We start from the raw sequence: 18,412 nt of genomic DNA, 5'->3' as shown, positions 1-18,412 counted from the left end.
GGTCGGACCGCAGGGCCGCCGGGCCGCCGGCTCACGGGGCGGTGGAGACCACCACGGTCCGCACCGCCTTGTCGTGCACGCACTGCCGGTAGGGCTGGTCGAAGAGGCACAGTCCTCCGTCGACGACCACCCACAGGCCGCAGCACAGCATCGAGGGCAGGGTGTAGACGGCCGCCCTGCCCCACGCCTCCCCCGGGGTGGGCACGGCGCCGTCCGCGAGCCGGGCCACCCGCACCTTGACCGCCTTCTTGCCCAGCGTCTGGCCGTCGCGCGACAGCATCAGGCTCTCGTAGACCCAGTAGACGAGGCCGAAGACGAGGGAGAGGGCCACCTCGCCGCTCCGGGTGCCCCAGTCGAAGAACCATCCGAAGAGCAGGCCGCAGACGGCGCTCACCAGGACGGCGTCGATGATGCGGGCCAGCAGCCGCCTGCCGCGGTTGCCGAGCGGCGGCATCCCCGGCACCGGGCCGCCGCCGGGCTCGCCGTAGGGCGGGGCCTGGCCGTAGGGCGGGGCCTGGCCGTGGGGCGGGGGCGGCGCCTGGCCGTAGGGGGACCCCTGGCCCTGCGGGGGCCACTGCCCCGGCGGGGGCTGGCCGCCCGGCGGGGGCTGCTGCCCGTACCGGGGCTCGCCGCCCGGGGGCGGCGGGGGCGCGGCGCCGGGCGGGGGCGGCTGCTTGTCGAACGACGGCGGGCCGGAGCCCTCCTGCTCGGGGCCCGGTCCGGGCGGCTCCTGGGTGCTCATGGTCCGAGTAGAACACCGGGGGAACGCCGCCATCCGGACACGGACGCGCCGATACGGCCAAGCGGGTCAACGGGTCTCAGTCGTCCGCCGCGACGAAGGTCCCGCCCGCCTTGTCGTGCCAGCACTGGCGGAGCGGCCGGTCGAAGAGGCACCACAGCGAGTCCAGGAAACCGCCGAGCAGCACCGCGCCCAGCAGCTGCTGCACCAGCCACCGGCGCACCGAGGCGCCGAGGCCCGGAGGCCGGCGGGACTCCGTGTCCAGCACCCGCACCCGCAGCAGGCGCTTGCCCGGAGTGCGGCCCCAGCGGGCCGTGGGGACGGCCTCGTAGAGGAAGCCGATGCAGAGGACCACCAGCAGGAACAGGCCCGCCTTGCCGAGCACCGTCGGGTCGATCAGCCACACCCGCACGGACCGGCCGGACGCCTTGGCGGCGTCGATCTTCTCCTGCAGGTGGTGCACGGCGGAGGACGCCAGCGGGATGCCCACGGCGGCGGCGAGGGCCGCGACGACGAGGGTGTCGACCGCGCGGGCGCACAGGCGCCTGGCGTACCCGGCCGGCCGGCCCCTGCGGCGCTCCGCGGCGGCCGCCTGGCGGCGGGCCGCGGCCTGCGACAGGGCGGGGCGCGGGGCGGCCGGCGCCGCGTCGGCGGCAGGGGTCCCGGGGGCCTTCGGCGGCGCGGCGTCGGAGGGGCGGGGGGCGGCGTCACGGGTGGGGATCCTCGTCCGGGTCGCCTGGTCGGCGGGAGCGGGTGCGGGGGCGGGAGCGGGGGCCGGGACGGCGGAGGACCGGGTGCCGGAGGAGCGGGTGCCGGAGGAGCGGTCGCGGGGCGCGGCGGGGGAAGGCCGGTCGGCAGCGCCGGCGCTGCCGGTGGCGGGCTTCCCCGGCGCCGGGGCGGTCGGGTTCGCGGACGCCGCGGGTGCGGGCGCGTCGGTCCCGGCGGACGCCCCGGCCCGGCCGGATGCGGACTTCCCCGGCGCGGCGGGGGCAGCGGCGGCGGCCGACGCGTCCTCGGTCCGGGGGGCGGCAGGACGGCCGGCCCCGGCGTCGGCGACCCCCCAGGAGACCCACCGGGGCGCCGCCTCGGACTCCATCAGTCCGCGCTGTCTCAGCGCGTCCGCCTGCCAGCCGGACCGGGCGTCCCGCCCCTCCGGGGAGCCCTGCGCACCGGCCGGGGGCCCCGGTTCGGCCCGGTCGGCGGCGGGGGCCGCCGCTCCGGCCGGGGTCGGGGGCGCGGCTGCGGCCGCGGCTGCGGTGTCGTGCCGGGCGGGGCCGCCGGGGGCCGGGGACGGCTCGGGGGTGGCGGCCCGGGGCCGGGGGGTGTCCGCGGCCGGGGGCGCCGGGGTCGGGGACGCCGGGGCCGCCGCGGCGGGGGACGCCTCCGGCGGCGCGGGCCGGACGACGGGGGGTGCCGCGGCCTCCGGGACGCCGGCCCCGGGGGTGCCGGACCGGGGGGCGTCGGCCGGTGCGGGCCCCGGCTCCTGGACCTGCACGGGGGCCGGGCGGCGGACGACGGGGTGGGCGGGGGTCGCCCAGGGGCTCTGCTTGCGGTCGTGGGCCGGGAACGGCGAGGCCGGGGCGCCCGACGGGAGCGCGGCCGGGACGGGCCCGGTGCCGGGGCCGGTCGTGAACGACGTGCCGCCGGTGGTCTCGTCGAAGAAGACCGGGCCGGACTCGTCGAGCCGGGCCGGTCCGGCCCAGCCGCGGGCGGGGACGGGCGGCAGGGCGGTCCGCCCGGCGGCGGGACCGGCCGCGGAGGCCGCCCGAGGGCCGGAGGACGCCGCCGCCCCCTCGGCCGTCGGGGGGTCCGCGGACTCCCCCGGGCCGGGGGGCTCGGCGGCGGCCGGGGATGCAGCGCCGTCCCGGGGCTCCGAGCCGCCACGCGGCTCCGCGGCGGCCGGGGGCTCCGCGGCGGACGGGGCGTCCTCCTGCGCGGCCCCGCCCTCCGTCCCGCCGGGGACCGCCGGGGGCGGGACGGGCCGCGCCGTCGGCGCCTGCCGCCGCGCCACCACGCGGGGCGGGGCGAGGACCTCCCCCGGCCGGGGCGCCGGCCGGGTGGTGCCCGGGGCCCAGCCGTGCCCGTCCCAGTAGCGGACGAAGCCGGGGATGGACGGGTCCGGGTAGTAGCCGGGCACGGGCGCCCCGGCCGTGGTGCCGGAAGAGGGTCGGTCCGTCATCTGTCCCCTGTCCCGTGGTCCGCTCTGGCTGTCGGGTGGTGGCCCCGCTCCTGGTACGCCCTCCCCCCGCCGCGGGTTCGAGGGCGGCGGCGACGGGGCGCGGGGACCGCCCGGGCACGCATCGGTACGGGACGCACCCGAGCAGTGACAAAGCGTAGTACCCGCACGCCTCCCGGTGGGGTCGTTGCCGAAGGAAGACCCGGTCGGGGGGCCCGCCGCGCCCCCGGTGGACGGCGGCCGTCCGGCGCGGTCCCGCCGGACGGGGGAGGTACCGGACGGCGGAAGGCGTGTAAGAGTGCTCCGTCCGGGGGCTCTCACGTATCACGGACCGGTGGCGGGGCAGACGCGTCATGCCGCCGGGAGGCTCCGGTGCAGAGAGGAAGTCACCCCATGGAGACCTTGGTCGAGCACGAGCTCGAGCTGAACCTCGTGCTCTCGCCCGAGCGGAGTGTCCCCGTGCCCGCCCGCCTGTCGTACGGCGCGCACGACCCCTACGCCGTCCACATCACCTTCCACCTCGGCTCGGAGACCCCGGTGACCTGGGTGTTCGCCCGGGAGCTGCTGGCCGAGGGGACCTTCCGGCCGTGCGGGCAGGGCGACGTCCGGGTGTGGCCGGGCCGCGCCGACGGGCGGGGGGTGCTCAACATGGGGCTGAGCTCCCCGGCGGGCGACGCGCTGCTGGAGGCGCCGCTGGCGGCGGTCACGGCGTGGCTGGAGCGCACGCACCGGCTGGTGCCGCCCGGCAGCGAGGGCGACACGCTGGACCTCGACACGGGGCTGGCGCAGCTGCTGGCCTGACCTGCGGGACGGCCGGGGCCCGCGGGACGGGCCCCGGGGTGCGACGTGCGGCGGCCAGGCCCCGGCCGCGCCGCCGTCAGCGGACGGGGGCGGTCTCGCGGCGCACGCCCGGCCGCTGGGCGGGCAGCGTCGCCGGGGTGCGGCGCAGGGCGGCCCGGCGGCTGCGGACGCGGGCCGCCGCGAGGGCGAGCACGGCGAGGCCGAGCAGCGGGTAGAGGGCGGCCGGGACCTGCTGCCAGACCGGCAGGTACAGGTCGCGCGGCCCGTGGTGCGGCACCAGCCACATGCCGTAGGAGCAGAAGCCGAGGAGGACGACGCCCAGGATCGGGCGCCACCGGAGCCTGCGGACGGCCTCCGGCCGGGACCTCTCGTGGGCGGCCTCGGCGCCGAGCAGGACGGCGAGCGGCACGCACCACACCCAGTGGTGGGTCCAGCTGATCGGGGAGACCAGCAGGGCGGTGACCGCGGTGCAGACGACGCCCCAGGCCTCGGCGCGCGGCAGGTGCGGCGCGCTGCGCCCCGCCCACACGGCGACGGCGAGGCCGAGGACCGCCGCCGCGGCGCCGGCCGCGAGGCCCGCGGTGCCGGGCTCGGCGGTGTGCAGGAGGCGGGCGACGGCGCCGCGCACGGACTGGTTGTCGACGATCTCGGTCTTGCCGACCCGGCTGGAGTCGAAGAGGTAGGTGGTCCAGAAGCCGTGGGAGGCCGCGGGGAGGGCGGTCCAGCCGATCGCGACGGTGGCGAGGTAGGCGCCGAAGGCGGTGAAGGCGGCCCGGACCCGGCCGGTGAGCAGCAGGTACACGGCGAAGAGGCCGGGGGTGAGCTTGATGCCGGCGGCGATGCCGATGCCGACGCCCTTGGCGCGGCCGGCGTCGGACCGGGTGAGGTCCCACAGGATCAGGCAGAGCAGGGCGAGGTTGACCTGCCCGTAGCGCAGGGTGGTCCAGACGGGCTCCAGCCACACGCCGAAGCCGGTGGTGAGCAGGACGGCGGCCGGGCGCAGCTCGCGGCGCGGCCAGCCGGCCAGCCGGCAGGAGAGCCAGGCGGCGGTGCCGAGGAGGAGGACGTTGCCGCCGGTGACGAGGAGGCGCAGCAGGCCGACGCCCGCCCACGCCGTCGGCACGAAGAGCATCGCGGCGAACGGCGGGTAGGTGGCGGGCAGGTCCCACTCGGAGACGCGGATGGTGTAGAGGTCCGTGCCGTCGAGCACGGCCCGGCCCTCCGCCCGGTAGACCAGCATGTCGATCATGGAGGTGCCGACGAGGTGCCGCACCACGGCGTACAGCGCCAGGGAGAGCGCCGCGGCGGCCGCGGCGGCCAGTGTGGGGCGGCGCGGCGCCTCGCGCAGCGCCCGGACGAACGCCGGACCACCGCCCGCACGTCCCGCTCCGGCCGTCCCTGCCGGCCGTTCCTGCTCCACCACTGCCACGTCCGTACTCCGTTCCCACGTCGAACCCCGCGACCCTACCCGATGGCTCCGGCGCACCCCGGGGCCCGTGGGGAGGACGGACAGGCCCCGCGGCCCGGTTCCGGGGCACGTCCGGGGGCGCCTGCCCCGGGGCGGCGGGACGCACACGGCGCCGGACGGGGCGGGCGGGCACCGGAACGGGGTGCCGGTACCCGCGGGCCCCGGCCTGCGGGCGGGCGGGGGCCGGCGGGCGGGCGGGGGCCGGCGCGGGCCGGCGGACCCGGTGCGGGTCCGGTACGGGTCCGCGCGGGCCGGGCCGGTGCGGACGGGTCAGCGGCGGGAGGCGGCCCGGGCGCCGCCGCCGCGGCGGCGGGAGGCGGGGCGGCGGGCGCGGGCCAGGCGGCGGCTGAGGCCCTCGGTGCGGGCCTCGGCGCGGGTACGGAGCCGCAGCCGGATCTCGGTGCCGCCGAGCAGGGCGGACCGTCCCACGGCCATGTCGCCGCCGGTGGCCTCGGCCATCTTGCGCACGATGTCGAGCCCCAGGCCGGTGGAGCCCTCGCCGCCCTGCCCCTCGCCGCGGCGGAGCGCGGCCTCGGGGTCGGCGATGCCGGGTCCGGCGTCGGAGACCATGAGGATGACGGCCTCGTCGCCGGTGTGCACGTCGACGGAGAAGGCGGTGCCCTCCTTGGTGTGCCGGAAGACGTTGCCGAGGAGCGCGTCGACGGCGGCGGCGAAGTCGCCGCGCTGCACGGGGACCGCGGCGGGGGCGTCGGCCCCGGCGAGCTGCCAGGCGCGGCCCTCGTCCTCGGCGAGCGCGGACCAGAAGCCGACCCGCTCGCGGATGACCTCGGCCGCGTCGCAGCCCACCGAGACGGCGGGCTGGTCGTCGACGGTGCGCCGGGCGGCGCGGATGATCTGGTCGACCTCGCGCTCCAGCTGGGCGACGGCGTGCCGGGTGGCCTCGGCGGCGTCGCCCTCGCCCAGGGAGGCGGCGTTGAGCCGCAGCACCGTGAGGGGGGTGCGCAGGCGGTGGGAGAGGTCGGCGGCCATCTCCCGCTCGGCGGCGAGGAGGTGGACGACGCGGTCGGCCATGGCGTTGAAGGCGACGGCGGCCTCCCGCAGCTCCTGCGGGGTGCCCTCGGCGCGGCGGCCCTCCACCGGCACCCGCACGGCGAGGTTGCCGGAGCCGAGCGAGCGGGCGGCGGCGGCCAGGCGGCGGGCGGAGGAGACGATGCGGGCGCCCATCCGGTCGGCGACGGCGACGGAGATGGCGACCAGGGCGAGCGCGACGAGGCTGAGGACGATCCAGGCGGTGGCGACGCCGCGGGTGAGGTCGTCCTCGGGGACGAACACCTCCACGACGGCCTTGCGGTTGATGTCGACCGCGATGGGCTGGAGGAGGGTGAACCCGCCGGGCACCCGGACGGTGAAGGAGCGGCCGCGGCGGATCGCGGTGGCCAGGTCGCCCTCGGCCGCGCGGGCGGTGCCGACGGTGGAGAGCGCCTGCGGGGCGACCGTGCCGCTGGGCGGGGGGATGTGGACGGCGACGCGGCGGTCGGCCCCGGCCTGGGTGGAGGCGACGGCGCGCTGGAGGGCCTCGCGGTCGGTGGTGATGGCGAGCGCGGGGCCGAGCGCGGCGGCCTGCCGCTCGGCCGCGGCGAACGCCCGGTCGCGGGCCGTCTCACGGACCATCAGGCCCAGCGGGATGAGGAAGGCGAGCGCCACCATGGTGGTGCCGGCGATGGCGGCCTTCACCAGGGCCCATCTCACCGGTGGTGCCCCCGGGCGGTGTCGGCGGGGGCGTGGGGGGCGTGCGGGACGGCGTCCGGCGGGGCCTCCAGGCGGACGCCGACGCCGCGCACGGTGTGCAGGTAGCGGGGGCGGGAGGCGGTCTCGCCGAGCTTGCGGCGCAGCCAGGACAGGTGCACGTCGATGGTCTGGTCGCCGCCGTAGGTCTGCCGCCACACCTCGGCGAGCAGCTCCTTGCGGGGGACGACGACGCCGGGCCGGGCGGCGAGGAAGGCCAGCAGGTCGAACTCACGGCGCGTCAGGTCGAGCATCGCGCCGTCGAGGGCGGCCTCGCGCCGCTGGAGGTCGATGTAGAGGCCGCCGACGCGCAGCAGCTGCGCGGTGGGCGACGCCCCGGCCCCGGCGCGGCGCAGCACGGCGGCCATGCGGGCGGAGAGGTGCTCGCCGGAGAAGGGCTTGGTGAGGTAGTCGTCGGCGCCGTCGTTGAGCAGCCGGACGATCTCCGCCTCGTCGTCGCGGGCGGTGGAGATGATGACGGGGACGTTGGTGAGTCCGCGGATCATCTTGAGGGCCTCGCTGCCGTCGAGGTCGGGCAGTCCGAGGTCCAGGATGACCAGGTCGCAGCCGACCTGGGCGACCTCCCTCAGCGCCTCCAGTGCGGTGCCCACGCTGCGGACGGCGTGGCCGGCGTCGGAGAGGTGCCGGATGAGGGCGGAGCGCACGAACGGGTCGTCCTCGACCACGAGCACAGTTGCCATGGCCCGCACCGTACGCCATACGGGTGATTCGCGTGCATGACATCGCGAGGCTCGCGATACGGCAGTATTGCGACGGTGCGGAGAGGGATCCTGCAGACCGGCGCGTGGGCGGCGGCCACCGGCGCGGCGGTGTCGCTGTCCTGGCTCGGTGTGCACGCGGTGCTGTCGGACGGCGCGTTCGACCCGCCGCGGACCCCGGCCGTCCCGGCGCCCGGCGCCCCGGACGGTCCTGACGCGTCGTCGACCCGGCTGCCGGAGGGCGAGCTGGGGCCCGCCACGGCGCGGGCGCCGCAGCCGTCGCGGACACCGCAGGCGCGCTCCTCCCCCTCGCTCGGACGGGCGGGGAGGGTGCCCGGCCCGCGGCGGCCGGGCGCCCCGCCGTCCGCGGGGGGCGCCTCCCCGGGGGTGCCCGGCGGCGACGTGCGGAGCGTGTCGGTGGACGGCGGGCGGGTGGCGGTGGAGTTCCACCCCGACTCGGCGGAGCTGGTGTCGGCGGCGCCCGAGCCGGGGTGGGAGATGCAGGTGTGGCACGGCGACGGGTGGCTGCGGGTGGACTTCTCCCGGGACGGCGTCACCGACTCGGTCTTCGTCACCTGGAACGGCCACCCGCCGGCGGTGCAGACCGTGGAGGGGTGACGGCCCGTCGGTCCCCCGGGTGTCCCGGACGCCCCGGGTGTCCCGGCCGGCCCGTCCCGCCTCGCCGGCCCGGCCGGCGGGGCGTCAGACGACCTTGCCGGGGTTGAGCAGGCCGAGCGGGTCGAAGACGGAGCGGATGCCGCGCTGGAGCTCCAGGCCGACCGGGCCCAGCTCGCGGGCCAGCCACTCCTTCTTCAGCAGGCCGACGCCGTGCTCCCCGGTGATGGTGCCGCCCAGCTCCAGGCCGAGGGCCATGATGGCGTCGAAGGACTCCCGGGCGCGGGCGGCCTCGGCCGGGTCGGCGGCGTCGAAGACGACCACGGGGTGGGTGTTGCCGTCCCCTGCGTGGGCGCAGACGCCGATGGTCAGGCCGTGGCGGTCGGCGATCGCGGCGACGCCGTCGATCATCTCCGCGAGCCGGGAGCGGGGCACGGCCACGTCGTCGATCATGGTGGTGCCGAGCCTCTCCATGGCGGGCAGCGCCTGGCGGCGGGCCTCCAGCAGCAGGTCCGACTCGGCGGCGTCGGCGGCCGGCACGACCTCGGTGGCGCCCGCCGCCCGGCACAGCTCCCCGACCGCGTCGAGGTCGGCGGCCGGGTCCGGGGTGTCGAACGCGACCAGCAGCAGCGCCTCGGTGGTCTCCGGCAGGCCCATCCGGGTCATGGCGTTGACGGCCCGTACGGTCGTGCGGTCCATCAGCTCCATCAGCGACGGGGTGTGCCCGGAGGCCATCACCGCGCAGACCGCGTCGCAGGCGGACGCGGTGGAGGGGAACTCGGCGGCCAGGACGAGCTGCGGCGCCGGGGCGGGCCGCAGCGCGAGGACCGCCCGGACGACGATCCCGAGGGTGCCCTCGGCGCCGACGAAGAGGCGGGTCAGGTCGTAGCCTGCGACGCCCTTGGCGGTGCGGCGGCCGGTGCGCAGCAGGCGCCCGTCGGCGAGGACGACGTCCAGGCCGAGGACGTACTCGGCGGTGACGCCGTACTTCACGCAGCACAGGCCGCCGGAGCCGGTGCCGATGTTGCCGCCGATCGTGCACGACTCCCAGCTGGAGGGGTCCGGCGGGTAGGCGAGGCCGTGCGCGGCGACGGCGCGGGAGAGGACGGCGTTGACGACGCCCGGCTCGACGGTGGCCGTGCGGTCGACGGGGTCGATGTCGAGGATGCGGTCCATCTTCGTGAGGGAGAGGACGATGCAGCCGTCGACGGCGTTGGCCGCGCCGGACAGGCCGGTGCGGGCGCCCTGCGGGACGACGGGCACCCGCAGCCGGGTCGCGGTGCGCATCACGTGCTGCACCTGCTCGACGGTGGCGGGGTGGACGACGACGGCGGGTGCGCCGGCGTCGCAGAAGCCCGCCATGTCGCGGCGGTAGGCGGCGGTGACGTCGGGGTCGGTGGCGACGGCGTCGGGCGGAAGGCCCTCGAGGAGCAGTTCGACCAGGTCGCTCATGGGTGCGTCGCCTCCCGGGCGCGGTGCGTGGGTGTCCCGGAGATCCACTCTTCCGTGCACGGCGGGTCCGGACAAGCCCCCCGGGTGGGCGGCGGGGCCCGGCGGTGTTCCGCCGGGCCCCGCCGCAGGCCGCTCACGCCCGAACGGCCGGCCAGAGGTCGCCGCGCCGACTCCGGTCGCTCGCGCGCGAGCAGCCGGCCAGAGGTCGCCGCGCCGACTCCGGTCGCTCGCGCGCGAGCAGCCGGCCAGAGGTCGCCGCGCCGACTCCGGTCGCTCGCGCGCGAGCAGCCGGCTAGAGGTTGCCGCGCCTCTCCTGCTCGCGCTCGATGGCCTCGAACAGCGCCTTGAAGTTGCCCTTGCCGAAGCCCATGGAGCCGTGCCGCTCGATCATCTCGAAGAAGACCGTCGGCCGGTCCTGGACCGGCTTGGTGAAGATCTGCAGCAGGTAGCCGTCCTCGTCCCGGTCGGCGAGGATCTTCAGCTCGCGCAGCTGCTCCAGCGGCACGCGGGTCTCGCCGACCCACTCCCCCAGCGTGTCGTAGTAGCTGTCGGGGGTGTCGAGGAACTCCACGCCCGCCTCGCGCATGGCCCGGACGGAGGCGACGATGTCGTTGGTGGCGAGGGCGATGTGCTGCACGCCGGGGCCGCCGTAGAACTCCAGGTACTCGTCGATCTGCGACTTCTTCTTCGCGACGGCCGGCTCGTTGAGCGGGAACTTCACCTTGCGGGTGCCGTCGGCGACGACCTTGGACATCAGCGCGGAGTACTCGGTGGCGATGTCGTCGCCCACGAACTCCTTCATGTTGGTGAAGCCCATGACCCGGTTGTAGAAGGACACCCACTCGTCCATGCGGCCGAGCTCGACGTTGCCCACGCAGTGGTCGATCGCCTGGAAGAACCGCTTGGCGGGCGGCGCGGCGATCGGCCCGCGGGCGGTGTAGCCGGGCAGGTACGGGCCGTCGTAGCCGGAGCGGTCGACCAGGGTGTGCCGGGTCTGGCCGTAGGTGGCGATGGCGGCGAGGACGACCGTGCCGTGCTCGTCCTTGAGCTCGTACGGCTCCTCCAGGGAGGTGGCGCCGTGCTCGACCGCGTAGGCGTGGGCGGCGCGCACGTCGGGGACCTCGATGGCGAGGTCGACGACGCCGTCGCCGTGGGCGGCGACGTGCTCGGCGAGGAACCGGCCGTGGTCGGTGTCCGGCTTGATCACCGAGGTGAGGACGAACCGGGCGCCGCCGGACTCCAGCACGTAGGAGGCGGTCTCGCGGGTGCCGGTCTCCGGGCCCGCGTAGGCGGTGCAGCGCATGCCGAAGGCGGTGGAGTAGTAGTGGGCGGCCTGCTTGGCGTTGCCGACGGCGAAGACCACCGCGTCCATGCCCCGCACCGGGAAGGGGTCGGCCTGGCCGGCGTGCGAGGGGCTGGTGAGCGGAGTGGTGTCGGTCATGGCGGCCTCCCTGTGGGGCGTACGCGTTCCGGTACCCGGGTTGTGCAGCTGTGTGCGCTCACCGTGGCGCCGCTCACACGGTTGCGCAACCGTTCGCCGGAGGACTGGTCAGTCTGTACAGCGCTACCGCGGCCGGTGCAGCATTCCTGTACAGGTTGCGCACCGACGGGAGACGCCGTGGACGACACCCCCCTGGACGGCCTCGACGGCCGCCTCATCACCCTGCTCGCCGAGGAGCCCCGGATCGGGGTGCTGGAGTGCTCCCGGCGGCTCGGCGTGGCCCGCGGCACCGTGCAGGCGCGGCTGGACCGGCTGCGGGCCCGGGGGGTGATCCGCGGTTTCGGCCCGGAGCTGGAGCCGGCGGCGCTGGGCTACCCGGTGACGGCGTTCGCGACGCTGGAGATCGCCCAGGGGCAGGGCCGGGCGATCCGGGCCCACCTGGCGTCGGTGCCGGAGGTGCTGGAGCTGCACACCATCACCGGGCAGGGGGACATGCTCTGCCGGATCGTGGCCCGCTCGAACGCCGACCTCCAGCGGGTGATCGACCGGGTCGTGGGGTTCGACGGCATCATGCGCGCCTCCACGGCGATCGCCCTGGAGAACCCGGTGCCGTACCGGGTGCTGCCGCTGGTGGCGCAGGCGTCCGGCACCGGCTGAGGGCGGGAGGGCCGGGGGCCGGAGGAAGGCGCCGGAGGGTCAGCAGGAAGGGACGGGGCCGCCGTTCCGCAGCGCCGCGAGGGCCTTCAGGGCGCCGTCCAGGGTGTCGACCGGGACCAGCCGCAGCCCCTTCGGGGTGTCCACCTTGGCGTCGGAGCACTCGGCGCGCGGGACGAGGAAGACGGTGGCGCCGTCGCGGGCGGCGGCCCGGGTCTTCAGCGCCACCCCGCCGACGGGTCCGACCCGGCCGGCCTCGTCGATGGTGCCGGTGCCCGCGACCACCCGGCCGCCGGTGAGGTCGCCGCCGTGGCCGTCGCCGTCGAGCCTGTCGATGATGCCGAGGGTGAAGAGCAGGCCGGCGCTGGGGCCGCCGACGTCGGCGAGGTCGAGGGAGACCTTCACCCGGCCGGGTGCCAGGTGCAGGTGGCGCAGGGCCACGGCGGTGGCCGCGTCCTGGGACTGCCGCATGTCGGCGGTGTTCTGCTTCTCCACCTCCTCGGTGGAGCGGCCGGAGGGGTAGACGGCCTCGCTGGGCACCACGGCGCGGGCCGGGTCGGGCCACGCGGCGAGGGCGTCGGTGAGACTGATCTCCTCGCCCGGCGCGGTGGCGGCGATCGTGGTCATGCGGAGCTGCCCGCTGGTGCTGCGCACGGGGGCGCCGGTGATGGTGATCACCTGCTTGCCCCGGTACCGGCCGAGGGTGTCGGCGGTGATGCCGGGCTGCATGATCGTGTACGGCAGCGGGGCGAGCGCCGCGACGGCGTACAGCGCGGCGAGCAGCAGGGCGCAGAGGGCGAGGGCACGGACGCGGGGGGAGGGCAGGGCGGCAGGCACGTCCGGCATCAAAACACAGCCGGCGCGGGAGTGTGCACGCGGACCGCCCGGCCCGCCGGTCACGGCGGGGCCCGGCGGCCGGCCGGACGGCCGGGCAGGCGGCCGGGCGCACCCCGGGCGGACGGCCGGGCGCACCCCGGGCGGGCCGGCACCCTGCGGGCCGGGGGCCCGGTGCGGGCGGCCCCGCGGGGGCCGGCGCCGGTCCGGGGCCCGGTGCGGCCCGCGGCGGTGGGGGACGGCCCGGGGGCGGCCCGGGGCCTCAGCGCAGGGCGTCCGCGACCTCGGTGGCGGCCTCGACGACGCGCGGGCCGACGCGCTCGGGGACGAGCCCGCTCAGCATGACCACGCCGACGCTGCCCTCGATGCCGCTGAGCCCCACCAGGGCGGCGGCCGCACCGCAGGCGCCGGACTGCTCCTCGGCCCGGGTGATGACGAACCCCGGGTCGGGCCGGTGCCCGTTGCCGGTGGCGCGGGCGGCGAGGATGGCGCGGCCGGCGGCGCTGTCGTCGAGGGCGTGGCGCAGGCCGGTGCGGTACGCGACGTGGAAGTCGGTCCAGCTGGGCTCGACGACGGCGACGGCGAGCGCCTCGCTGCCGTCGACGAGGGTGAGGTGGGCGGTGGCGCCGAGGTCCTCGGCGAGGCTGCGCAGGGCGGGCAGTGCGGCCTCGCGCAGCAGGGGGTGTACGCGGTGGGCGAGCCGCAGCACGCCGAGGCCGACACGGGCGCGGCCGCCGATGTCGCGGCGGACGAGGCCGTGCTGCTCCAGGGTGGCGAGGAGCCGGTAGACCACGGTGCGGTTGACGCTGAGTCGGCCGGCCAGCTCGGTCACGGTCAGGCCGCGCTCGGAGTCGGCGAGGAGCTTGAGGACTCTGACGCCCCTGTCGAGGGTCTGGGAGGTCTCGGCGGTCACGACGCTCGTTCCTTTCCGCGGCGGTCACCGGTCCCGACGGAGGGACAGGCTCCGTTCGGACGCGCAGGGGCAGGCGACGGCGTCGTCGGCGTCGTCGGCCCCGCGGCGCTTCCCCCGTGGAAGCGTGCACGAAAGGTAGTGAGCCGGAAGCACTCAGCGGAAGTGGTTGTCCAAAATTCGGTCATGATCGTGACACCGCAGCGGTTCCATCACGGACATCCCGGTCGAAACGTCCGGTCACCGAGACCTTTCCGTGTCCTGGGACGGCCCGGGGTCCGGAGTCCGGACAGGCGGCGGGCGGCGGCACGGTCCGCGGGAGGCGGGTCCCCGGGGGCCCGGTCCGCCGGGGACCGGGGTCACAGCAGGTTGCGGAGGACCGTCCAGGCGGCCGCGGCGCCCAGGACGGCGAGAGTGCCGGTGCGGCCGAGCCGCGGCCGGTACCGGCGCCCGCGCAGGCCGTGCCCGAGCCACCGCCCGTACAGGAGGGCGACCGCCGGCAGGGCGGCCAGCAGCGCGGCGTTGTCGTGCCAGGCGGCGGCACCGTGGCCGTGCATCAGGTCGTAGGCCATCCGGGTGCCGCCGCAGCCGGGGCACAGCAGGCCGGTGACGAGGTGCCAGGGGCAGGGCGGCAGGAGCTGCCCGGGGCGGTGGGGGTCGCGGTTCCAGAGGTACGCCGCACCGGCCGCGGCGGCGGCGAGCACGCCGAGCGGCCCGGCGGCGGGGTGGGGCCGCCGGGCCGCTCGGGGGCGCCCCCCGCCCGGCGGGCCGGGAGGGGGCGCGGAGGTGCCGGACACCGGGTCAGCCGCGCAGCACGCGGCCCTGGGCGTCGGTGCGGTCGTTGCTGACGAGGAAGAGGACACCGTCGATCAGCGCCCAGACGCCGAGCCCGCCGCAGGTGAGCAGCTGGGCGATGCCCATGCCCACGTGGCCGGTGTAGAAGCGGCCCACTCCGAAGCCGCCCAGGAAGAGCTGCAGCACGCCCGCGACGATCTTCGACTTGTCGGAGAGCGGGCGGCCGTTGGCGTCGACGGGCTGGGGGGCGCCGGGGGCGGTGGGGTGGGACACGGGGTTCTGGTCTCCTCGGGGTGGGCAGCACGGAGTACCGGACGCGGGTCCGGGCTCCGGGAAGGGTCGTGCCGCGTGGCGGCGACCGGCACACTAGCCGATCATCGGATCGGCTGTCTCCACCGTTTCTCCCCCGGTTCCGCACAGTCCCGCACACGGGCGCCCCGCCGCGCGCCCGGCCCCGTCACCGGCCCCGCCCCCGGCCGCGCCGCCGGTCACCGCGCGGCGGAGGCCCACTCGCGGATCTTGGCGATGCGCCCCTTGAGCTGGCCGGCCGTCGCCTGCGCCGTCAGCGGCCCGCCGCACACCCGCCGCAGCTCGTTGTGGATGGTGCCGTGCGGCTGGCCGGTGCGGTGGTGCCAGGCGGCGACCAGGGTGTTGAGCTCCTTGCGCAGCTCGCGCAGCTCCTGGTGGGTGACGACGGGCCGGTTCTCGGCGGGCACCTCCAGGAGGTCGGCCTCCTCGGCCGGCTTCGCCTTGCTGCGCTGGATCTGCCGGTGCTGCCGCTTCTGCAGCAGCATCTGGACCTGGTCGGGCTCCAGCAGGCCGGGGATGCCGAGGTACTCCTCCTCCTCCTCGCTCCCGGGGTGGGCCTGCATGCCGAACTCCATGCTGTTGTACAGCACCCGGTCGAAGACCGCGTCCGACTCCAGCGCCTCGAAGGAGAACCCCTCCTGCTGGCCGTCCGGCTCGTCCTTGGCCTGGTTGGCCTGGGCGACGAGGGCGTCCTCCTCGTCGAAGAGCCCCTCGCTCTCCTTCTTGGGCCGGTCCAGGACGTGGTCGCGCTGCAGCTCCATCTCGTTGGCGAAGCCCAGCAGCATCGGCACCGACGGCAGGAAGACCGACGCGGTCTCGCCGCGCTTGCGGGCGCGGACGAAGCGGCCGACGGCCTGGGCGAAGAAGAGCGGCGTGGAGATGGAGGTGGCGTACACGCCGACCGCGAGCCGGGGCACGTCGACGCCCTCGGAGACCATGCGGACGGCGACCATCCACCGGTCGTCGCTCTCCGCGAAGTCGGAGATCCGCTGGGACGCCTCGGCCTCGTCGGAGAGGACGAGGGTGGCGCGGTGGCCGGTGAGCTCGCGGATCATCTTGGCGTAGGCGCGGGCGGCGGTCTGGTCGGAGGCGATGACGAGGCCGCCCGCGTCGGGGACGGCCTTGCGGACCTCGGTGAGGCGCCGGTCGGCGGCGCGCAGCACGTTGGGCATCCACTCGCCCTGCGGGGACAGGGCGGTGCGCCAGGCCTGGGCGATGGCGTCCTTGGTCATGGGCTCGCCGAGCCGCGCCTCGACCTCGTCGCCGGCCTTGGTGCGCCAGCGCATGTTGCCGCTGTAGGAGAGGAAGATCACCGGCCGCACGACGTGGTCGGCGAGGGCGTGCCCGTAGCCGTAGGTGTAGTCGGCGACGCTCTTGCGGATGCCGTCGGAGCCCGCCTCGTAGCTGACGAACGGGATGGGGTTGGTGTCCGAGCGGAAGGGCGTGCCGGTGAGGGCGAGTCGCCGGGTGGCGGGCTCGAACGCCTCGAAGCACGCCTCGCCCCAGGACTTGCTGTCGCCCGCGTGGTGGATCTCGTCCATGATCACCAGGGTCTTGCGGCCCTCGGTGCGGTTGCGGTGCAGCATCGGGTTGACGCCGACGCCCGCGTAGGTGACGACGATGCCGTGGTAGTCCCGGGAGAGCGGTCCGGAGGAGTACGCCGGGTCGAGCCGGATCCCTATCCGCGCCGCCGCCTCGGCCCACTGCTTCTTCAGGTGCTCGGTCGGGGCGACCACCGTCACCTGCTGCACCAGGTGGTTGTGGAGCAGGTACGACGCCAGCGTCAGCGCGAACGTCGTCTTGCCGGCGCCGGGCGTCGCGACCGCGAGGAAGTCGCGCGGCTGGGTCTCGACGTACTTGTCCAGGGCCCCCTGCTGCCAGGCGCGGAGCTTCCCCGCCGTGCCCCACGGGGCGCGTCCGGGGAAGGCCGGGGAGAGGTGGTGGGAAGTGGTCGCGGTACTCACGGTCTCCGAGGGGTTCGTCGGGCATCGCCCCAGGTCAGAGGCGCAACACCCAGCCGGTCTGTCGTCGGACAACCCGCCAAGACTACCGGCCCCGCGGGCGTCGGGTGCCCGTCACACCCCGTCGGGCGCCTCCGGGGGCGGCGGCTCCGCCGGCGCACCGGCGGGCGTGCCGGGCACCGTACGGGCGGCCGCCGGGCGGGTGCGGCCGGAGAGCGCCGCGCCGAGCAGCGCGACCGCCGTCATCACGGCGAACACCACGGCGAAGCCGCCGGTGCTGCCCGTGCCCGCCCCCGCGCCCCCGGCGGTCGCGGCGGCCTGGGCGGCGCCGCCGAGCGCGGAGAAGAGCACCCCGGCGAGGCCGACCAGCAGGATGTTGCCGAGGGCGTCGCAGACCTGGAGGGAGGCCGAGTTGGCGCCCGCCTCGTCCGGGGCGGACAGGCTCATCATGAGGACGCTGATCGACGAGACCGCCATCCCCATGCCGATGCCGCCCACCGCCCAGGCGGCGGCGACCACCGCCGGCGGCACCGCCGGGACCAGGGCCAGGGCGGCTCCGGCGATGGCGGCCGCGGTCAGCGCGAACCCGGCCCGGATCATCGCGTGGCGGTGCCGCTGGGCGGCGGGGCGGCCCTGCAGCCAGGAGCCCAGCGCCCAGGTCAGGCCGCCGCTGGTGAGGGAGAGCCCGGCCAGGGTCGGCGTCAGGTGCCGCTCGGTGACCAGCATGAGCGGGATGAACGCCTCGGCCGCGAAGAACGCCCCCGCCGCCACGCCGCGCATCAGGATCACGGTGGGCAGCCCGCGGGCCGCCCGCAGGGTGCCGGGCGGCAGCAGCCGGGTCACGGCGGGCAGGAGCAGCGCGGCGCCCGCGGCGGCGGGCAGCAGTGCGAGCGCGTCTAGGCGCTGTCCGGCGTACTGGAGCAGCCCGGCGCCGACCGAGACGGCGAGGGCGAGGCGGATGCGGCGGCGGTCGAGGTCCCAGGAGGGCGGGGGCGCGTCGCCGCGCTCCCGCTCGGCCCGCTCGGCGCGGCGCAGCGCCGGGCCCATCACGGCGAGCGGCAGCAGCACGAGCACGGGGATGGCGAGGAAGACCCAGCGCCACCCGAGGTTCTCGGTGACGGTGCCGGCGACCGCCGGGCCGACGATCGAGGGCAGCACCCAGGAGGCCGAGAAGGCCGCGAAGACCGAGGGCCGCAACCGCTCGGGGTAGGCGCGGCCGACCACCACGTACAGGGCGACGATCACCAGTCCGGCGCCGAGGCCCTGCACCGCGCGGCCGGCCACGAAGGGCCACATGCCGACGGCGGTGCCGGCGACCAGCAGCCCGGCGGCGAAGACGGCGATGCCGGTGAAGAGCGGCGCCATGGGGCCGCGCCGGTCGCACCACTCCCCCGACACCACCATGGCGAGCAGGCTCGTGGTGAAGAAGCCGGAGAAGGCGAGGGCGTACAGGCCGAGGCCGTGCAGGTGCTGCGCGGCGACCGGCATGGCGGTGTTGACGGCCGTGGCCTCGAAGGCGATCAGCAGGACCACGGAGACGATGCCGAGGGTGAGGGCCCGGTAGGGGCCGGAGAGCACCCCGCCGGCCTCCGCCTCCGGTTCCGCCGCTGTGCCGGGGCCGCCGGAGGGGTCGTCGGGTCGGCGTCCGGTGCGCGGGGAGGAGGCGGTGGTCATGGGGAAAAGGGTAAGGCCTCACTGCACCTTTTGCTCCTGACCTTTGGTCCGGTCGGCTGTCGGTCCGCGGTCCTGGTCCCCCGGGCCGCGTCGGACCGGGACGGGCGGGGAAGACGAG

At 76.9% G+C, this 18,412-nt stretch carries 16 protein-coding genes; 3 read left to right on the top strand and 13 right to left on the bottom strand.

What is annotated here, in order from left to right; genetic code table 11:
- Window positions 1-31: 31 nt before the first annotated feature.
- Both LO771_RS31140 and LO771_RS22715 read right to left on the bottom strand, forming a co-directional pair.
- Window positions 32-742: an RDD family protein gene (locus LO771_RS31140; RefSeq protein ID WP_304944853.1), complete on the bottom strand. Its 711-nt coding sequence runs from the start codon at window positions 740-742 to the stop codon at window positions 32-34.
- A gap of 76 nt (window positions 743-818) precedes the next feature.
- Complete coding sequence (locus tag LO771_RS22715; RefSeq protein ID WP_230745650.1) at window positions 819-2,918, bottom strand: RDD family protein; 2,100 nt, start codon at window positions 2,916-2,918, stop codon at window positions 819-821.
- Between the two features lie 390 nt (window positions 2,919-3,308).
- Between LO771_RS22715 and LO771_RS22710 the strand changes: the two genes are divergently transcribed.
- The gene (locus LO771_RS22710) at window positions 3,309-3,716 is read left to right on the top strand and encodes an SsgA family sporulation/cell division regulator (protein WP_230745648.1); all 408 of its coding nucleotides are present in this window, start codon (window positions 3,309-3,311) and stop codon (window positions 3,714-3,716) included.
- 76 nt (window positions 3,717-3,792) lie between these two features.
- Here the strand turns inward: LO771_RS22710 and LO771_RS22705 are convergent, their stop codons facing one another.
- The 3 genes from LO771_RS22705 to LO771_RS22695 form a co-directional block, all read right to left on the bottom strand.
- Window positions 3,793-5,145: a glycosyltransferase 87 family protein gene (locus LO771_RS22705; RefSeq protein ID WP_230745646.1), complete on the bottom strand. Its 1,353-nt coding sequence runs from the start codon at window positions 5,143-5,145 to the stop codon at window positions 3,793-3,795.
- A 309-nt stretch (window positions 5,146-5,454) separates the two neighbouring features.
- Complete coding sequence (locus LO771_RS22700; RefSeq protein ID WP_230745644.1) at window positions 5,455-6,894, bottom strand: HAMP domain-containing sensor histidine kinase; 1,440 nt, start codon at window positions 6,892-6,894, stop codon at window positions 5,455-5,457.
- Entirely contained in the window at window positions 6,891-7,631 is a 741-nt protein-coding gene (locus LO771_RS22695; RefSeq protein ID WP_230745642.1) for a response regulator transcription factor, read from the bottom strand. The genes LO771_RS22700 and LO771_RS22695 overlap by 4 nt, the downstream gene beginning before the upstream one ends.
- Before the next feature lie 75 nt (window positions 7,632-7,706).
- On the opposite strand from LO771_RS22695, the gene LO771_RS22690 reads away from it, so the two are divergent.
- Window positions 7,707-8,267, top strand: coding sequence for a hypothetical protein (locus LO771_RS22690; protein ID WP_230745640.1), 561 nt, complete (start codon window positions 7,707-7,709; stop codon window positions 8,265-8,267).
- A gap of 84 nt (window positions 8,268-8,351) precedes the next feature.
- On the opposite strand, the gene LO771_RS22685 is transcribed toward LO771_RS22690, so the two are convergent.
- Complete coding sequence (locus LO771_RS22685; protein ID WP_230745638.1) at window positions 8,352-9,716, bottom strand: FAD-binding oxidoreductase; 1,365 nt, start codon at window positions 9,714-9,716, stop codon at window positions 8,352-8,354.
- Between the two features lie 292 nt (window positions 9,717-10,008).
- Window positions 10,009-11,157, bottom strand: coding sequence for a 4-hydroxyphenylpyruvate dioxygenase (gene hppD, locus LO771_RS22680; protein WP_230745629.1), 1,149 nt, complete (start codon window positions 11,155-11,157; stop codon window positions 10,009-10,011).
- 177 nt (window positions 11,158-11,334) lie between these two features.
- Here hppD and LO771_RS22675 point away from each other — a divergent pair, with 177 nt between their 5' ends.
- Complete coding sequence (locus tag LO771_RS22675; protein ID WP_230745627.1) at window positions 11,335-11,814, top strand: Lrp/AsnC family transcriptional regulator; 480 nt, start codon at window positions 11,335-11,337, stop codon at window positions 11,812-11,814.
- Between the two features lie 39 nt (window positions 11,815-11,853).
- On the opposite strand, the gene LO771_RS22670 is transcribed toward LO771_RS22675, so the two are convergent.
- From LO771_RS22670 to LO771_RS22645, 6 genes are all read right to left on the bottom strand, one after another.
- On the bottom strand, window positions 11,854-12,657 hold the full coding sequence (locus LO771_RS22670; RefSeq protein WP_230745625.1) for a S16 family serine protease: 804 nt from the start codon (window positions 12,655-12,657) through the stop codon (window positions 11,854-11,856).
- 250 nt (window positions 12,658-12,907) lie between these two features.
- Window positions 12,908-13,558, bottom strand: a complete 651-nt coding sequence (locus tag LO771_RS22665) for an IclR family transcriptional regulator (RefSeq protein ID WP_230745623.1) — start codon at window positions 13,556-13,558, stop codon at window positions 12,908-12,910.
- A gap of 356 nt (window positions 13,559-13,914) precedes the next feature.
- The gene (locus LO771_RS22660; RefSeq protein WP_230745621.1) at window positions 13,915-14,352 is read right to left on the bottom strand and encodes a DUF2752 domain-containing protein; all 438 of its coding nucleotides are present in this window, start codon (window positions 14,350-14,352) and stop codon (window positions 13,915-13,917) included.
- Between the two features lie 4 nt (window positions 14,353-14,356).
- Window positions 14,357-14,623 carry a TM2 domain-containing protein gene (locus LO771_RS22655; RefSeq protein ID WP_374228223.1) on the bottom strand — a complete coding sequence of 89 codons (267 nt, stop codon included), beginning with the start codon at window positions 14,621-14,623 and terminating at the stop codon, window positions 14,357-14,359.
- Window positions 14,624-14,838: 215 nt separating this feature from the next.
- Complete coding sequence (locus tag LO771_RS22650; RefSeq protein WP_230745612.1) at window positions 14,839-16,623, bottom strand: DEAD/DEAH box helicase; 1,785 nt, start codon at window positions 16,621-16,623, stop codon at window positions 14,839-14,841.
- Window positions 16,624-16,734: 111 nt separating this feature from the next.
- Window positions 16,735-18,294 (bottom strand): MFS transporter, encoded by a 1,560-nt coding sequence (locus LO771_RS22645; RefSeq protein WP_230745610.1) that lies wholly within the window; start codon window positions 18,292-18,294, stop codon window positions 16,735-16,737.
- Between the last annotated feature and the right edge of the window lie 118 nt (window positions 18,295-18,412).

Origin of the sequence: Streptacidiphilus sp. ASG 303 (assembly GCF_020991365.1) — a bacterium.
GTDB lineage: Bacteria > Actinomycetota > Actinomycetes > Streptomycetales > Streptomycetaceae > Peterkaempfera.
Note: the sequence above shows the minus strand (reverse complement) of the source record. Positions and strands in the feature narration are given on the sequence as shown.